The sequence below is a fragment of the Paracoccus lichenicola genome (assembly GCF_009708075.1).
Lineage (GTDB): Bacteria > Pseudomonadota > Alphaproteobacteria > Rhodobacterales > Rhodobacteraceae > Paracoccus > Paracoccus lichenicola.
On the sequence record NZ_WMBT01000047.1, the window covers coordinates 1 to 2751 of the forward strand.

At 57.7% G+C, this 2751-nt stretch carries 3 protein-coding genes; all 3 read left to right on the top strand.

Annotated elements, in window-relative coordinates; genetic code table 11:
• Positions 1 to 334 precede the first annotated feature (334 nt).
• The 3 genes from GIY56_RS18215 to GIY56_RS18225 all read left to right on the top strand — a co-directional run bounded on the left by GIY56_RS18215 (position 335) and on the right by GIY56_RS18225 (position 2448).
• Entirely contained in the window at positions 335 to 808 is a 474-nt protein-coding gene (locus GIY56_RS18215; RefSeq protein WP_080623107.1) for an Hsp20 family protein, read from the top strand.
• A 91-nt stretch (positions 809 to 899) separates the two neighbouring features.
• The gene (locus GIY56_RS18220) at positions 900 to 1406 is read left to right on the top strand and encodes an Hsp20/alpha crystallin family protein (RefSeq protein WP_080623108.1); all 507 of its coding nucleotides are present in this window, start codon (positions 900 to 902) and stop codon (positions 1404 to 1406) included.
• Between the two features lie 469 nt (positions 1407 to 1875).
• Positions 1876 to 2448, top strand: coding sequence for a recombinase family protein (locus tag GIY56_RS18225; protein ID WP_154766247.1), 573 nt, complete (start codon positions 1876 to 1878; stop codon positions 2446 to 2448).
• Positions 2449 to 2751 lie beyond the last annotated feature (303 nt).

Below are 2751 nucleotides of genomic sequence, written 5' to 3' on the forward strand. Positions count from 1 at the left end.
ATGTGCCATGACTGAGCATATCACCCGCATGGATGTCAGGGAATCCTACAGGTGTTTTCACACGGTCTGGATGGCTCAACGGACAGTCCGTCCACTCTCCTTGTGTCGTGGCGTGGTCAACGCCAAGCGGCAGCTATTGGAAAATAGATGGAGCAGACAGCGGAATGAGAGAGGTCGCCTCACAACCGTTTGAAGATTTCGTCCTCTTGAACTCCTAAGCCGCTGAACTAAATCGGCTTCTGCCAGACGCCCAAAAGGGGTCAGCCTGCCGGGCGGATGCTAAATCCGGCGGTAGAAACCCTTGTTTCCATGTTGCTCAAAAGAGGATGTGGCTATGAGAACCACTTTCGACTTTACTCCCCTGTTCAGGTCGAGCGTCGGCTTCGACCGAATGCTTCACGCGCTCGAAGCGGCCAGCCGGGTTGAGACGATCGACAACTGGCCACCTTATGACATCGCCAAGCTGGACGAGAACGACTACCGCATCACTATGGCGGTGGCGGGCTTCAGCCAAGACGATCTGACCATCACCCAAGAGCGGAACATGCTGATGGTCTCCGGCCAGAAGGCTGGCGAGGACGGCGGCCAGTATCTGCATCGCGGCATCGCCGGGCGCGATTTCCAGCGGCGTTTCGAACTCGCCGATCATGTGAAGGTCGTGGGTGCCAGCCTTGCTGACGGAATGCTGACGATCGATCTGCGGAGAGAGATCCCCGAGGGAATGAAGCCGCGCCGGATCGAGATTGCTGCAGGCGAGGCGCTGCCCAAGCCCGAGACGAAGCAGATCGAGGCCGAGCAGGCCGCCTGATCTCCCGAACTGATGTCACGCGGGCGCCGGACGGGCTGTCCGGCGCCCCTGGTGATGCATGTTCAACCGGACAAGTGAAAGGAGACGAACCATGAGTGTCCGTGATCTGATCCCTTGGGGCAGGGGCAATGCCCAGCAGGTTCCCGGTGTCTTCCACGACAGCGCCCGTGATCCGTTCTTGTCGCTGCATCGCGAGGTCAACCGGCTCTTCGACGATGTCTTCCGCGGCTTCGGATCAGATTTGCCGTCATTCAACGGGATGACGTTTGCAGGGAGCTGGCCGAGTGTCGAGATCTCCGATGATGAGAAAGAGATCAGGGTGACTGCCGAGGTTCCCGGTCTCGAAGAAAAAGACGTCGAAGTGCTGCTTGGTGACGGCGTATTGACGCTGAAGGGCGAGAAACGTTCCGAGACCGAGGACAAGGACAAGCAGTTCTCTGAACGCTTCTATGGCCGTTTCGAACGGCGCATCCCGCTCGGCTGCGAGGTCCAGGAAGACAAGGTCGATGCGCAGTTCCGAAACGGGGTCCTGACGGTGAGCCTGCCCAAGAGCGAGCAGGACCAGTCGCAGGTCAAGCGCATCGCCATCAAGAGTTGACGCATGTCAGGTGCTGGTGGCGGCAAATCCAGCCGCCGCCGGCATCATCCTTCGCCAGATTGGAAGGAGTGAACGATGGAGACGAAGACACAGTTCAACACCTCAACCATAATACCGCTTCGGCAGGGATTGCCGGCGAACCACAACCATCCGCCCATTTCAACGCGCCGCTCGATCTTGCCCAGGGATGTTATGGGGCACATCGCTAAGCCCGGTGACCGTCCGCCAAGGACTCGTCAATACGCGCCCTAGAACGCAACTGACTTTCCTGACTCTCCTTTCATACCATTGCAGGGCGGATGTTGCGCGGAAAGCAGAGTAAAGAAAACGGAGGTTTTCTTTCCCCTGGCTGCAGCCATCCTCTTCGTTGCAGAACATACTAGTTCCGAGTAAATCTATTCGGTAAGAAAAACTAAGGTAGTTTATTCCCGGTGATGACGAGTTTTCTTACTAAACTTGGTCTTTAACCATGAAGATCGGTTACGCGCGGGTCTCCACCATCGAACAGAACCTGGATCTCCAGAGGGATGCCCTCCTAGCGGCGGGCTGCGAAAGGGTCATTGCCGATACAGCATCCGGGGCAGTGGCTTCCCGGCCCGGGCTCGAAAAGGTCAAAGAGCAACTGCGTGCCGGTGACACCCTGGTGGTCTGGCGGCTCGACCGTCTCGGCCGGTCGTTGCGCGATCTCATCGGCTGGATGACCTGGCTTGAAGAGCAGAAGGTTGGGTTGTTGAGCCTGCAAGAGTCGATCGATACCAATACGACCTCGGGCAAGCTTACCTTCCATCTGTTTGGAGCCTTGGCAGAGTTTGAGCGCAACCTAATCCGGGAACGTACCCAAGCTGGTCTGACGGCTGCGCGTGCCCGCGGCCGCAGGGGCGGGCGTCCCCAGGTGCTCGACAAGGACAAGCGTGACTTGGCCGTCCGACTTTATCAGGAGAAGAAAACACCCATCGCCCGGATCTGCACGATGCTCGGCATCTCCAAGCCGACGCTTTATGCCTATGTCCGTGCTGCAGAAGCCGCTGGGGAACATCGCTGAAAGCTGGCTGTGAGCTGCGGCAGCTTTTGGGATTTTCGATCATTCACTGCAGCGGCATGAATGGACTCTGATACATGATTAACATACGGCGGACTTTAGGGTCAGTCCCTATAAATCTTGCTTGCACGCCAGCGTGTTGACTGATTCACACTGGCCATGAGCCAGAGCAATACAAGATACTTTTGGCTGAGCGCGGAGCAGATGCGACGCATGCAGCCCTTCTTTCCCAAGGTGGTAACCGCCCGATTTCCACCGCCTGCCTGAGCGTGGGGTGATCGGCTAAGAGACGTGCATAGCGACGTC

Bases quoted from the DNA above. Each gene is read 5' to 3' on its own strand.
- GIY56_RS18215 (WP_080623107.1), top strand. From the start codon at position 335: ATGAGAACCACTTTCGACTTTACTCCCCTGTTCAGGTCGAGCGTCGGC.
- GIY56_RS18220 (WP_080623108.1), top strand. From the start codon at position 900: ATGAGTGTCCGTGATCTGATCCCTTGGGGCAGGGGCAATGCCCAGCAG.
- GIY56_RS18225 (WP_154766247.1), top strand. From the start codon at position 1,876: ATGAAGATCGGTTACGCGCGGGTCTCCACCATCGAACAGAACCTGGAT.